Origin of the sequence: Streptomyces solincola, from assembly GCF_002982015.1 — a bacterium.
Lineage (GTDB): Bacteria > Actinomycetota > Actinomycetes > Streptomycetales > Streptomycetaceae > Streptomyces > Streptomyces solincola.
In genome coordinates, this window is sequence record NZ_PVLV01000553.1 from 1 (window position 1) to 1,402 (window position 1,402).

1 protein-coding gene is annotated in these 1,402 nt (G+C 69.5%); it reads left to right on the forward strand.

All coding sequences use genetic code 11. The features are described from left to right. Window positions 1–798: 798 nt before the first annotated feature. Window positions 799–1,062 (forward strand): WhiB family transcriptional regulator, encoded by a 264-nt coding sequence (locus tag C6N75_RS26970; protein WP_105871487.1) that lies wholly within the window; start codon window positions 799–801, stop codon window positions 1,060–1,062. Window positions 1,063–1,402 lie beyond the last annotated feature (340 nt).

Genomic DNA, 1,402 nt, shown 5'->3' on the forward strand with positions numbered 1-1,402 from the left:
GGGGGGCGCTGCTCATGGGGGCGGAGGTTCCTCGGTGAGCTCGGTGCGGGGGACGCGCCCGGCCGCCGATCGGGCGGGTGGCGCGGGAGGAGAGGCGTGACGGCCCGGGAATCGCCGGGTCAGGCACGGAAAACGCGAGCGCCGCCGTGCGGTGGGCGGCGCGGGGCGGAAGCCGGACTGCTCTCGGGCGTCAGCCCGTGAGCGTCAACAGCTCGCGCAGAGACAGCGACAGCGACCGTGGCGCTGCGCACGGGGCGCAGCCGCGCGGCGGACAGCGCTGCGGAACCCGGTCATGGAGTCACCCATGGGGTCCGCGGAGAGCACTGAGGTCGCTGGCATGCCATCAAAGGTGCCGGGGACGGTTCCCTTCTGTCAACCCTATGACCGGTTTGGGGGTAATGATTCACCTTTTCCGGTTACCTCGACGGGAGAAAGGTTTGTGCGTGCGGTAGGCGGGACACATGGCGCAGCAACCACCCGCGCAAACATCGTCGCGCCCTCGTGACCTGACTGTGATCCGAGTCGCTTCCCCACCCGGACCGCAACACGAACGAAGTCGTACACGTCCTCCCGGAGAGAGGTTCGAAAGGAGGAGTGCGGGCGGGCTGGTGGGCAAGTGTCTCAATTTTGGCGATGTGAACACTTTCCGCATAGCCTTGGTTCCGCAGAGTGAATACCGGGTCGGATTGCCAATCCCGGCTTGAGCCCGGAGCACCGTACTTGTAATTTCGCCCGTGTCGTTCGGCCGAATTCCAGAAACGACCGTTCACGGGGACGCAAAGACGACGAGGGGCGCACATGACCGAGTTGTTCGAAGAACTGCTGGTCGAGGACGCGGATGAGGAACTCGGTTGGCAGGAGCGCGCGTTGTGCGCCCAGACCGACCCAGAGTCCTTCTTCCCCGAGAAGGGCGGATCGACACGTGAGGCGAAGAAGGTCTGCCTCGCGTGCGAGGTCCGTTCGGAATGCCTCGAGTACGCCCTGGCCAATGACGAGAGATTCGGAATCTGGGGCGGCCTTTCCGAGCGCGAGCGCCGCCGCCTGAAGAAAGCCGCCGTCTGATTCCGGGTGCCCGCCGCCCGGCCTGAAGCCGCGGTCCGCCGCACCGGGCGTCGCCGCGACCCGTTCCGCGCCGCCCACCGCCGAGGCCGACCACCAGGGCCGAGGCCGACCACCTCGGGCCGAGCCGGCCACTTCGGCTGAGCCGGCCGTTCGGGCCGAGGCCGATCACTCGGGCCGAGGCCGACCACCTGAGCCGAGGCCGACCACCTGAGCCGAGCCGACCGCCTCCGAGCGCAGGCCGTCGCCCGCGGCGCCCGCGTCCTTCGGGCCCCGCCGCCCCACGGCGTACGCCCGACGCACCGCCGGCCCTCCCGGCATCGCCCGCACGCACCCCCGGCCC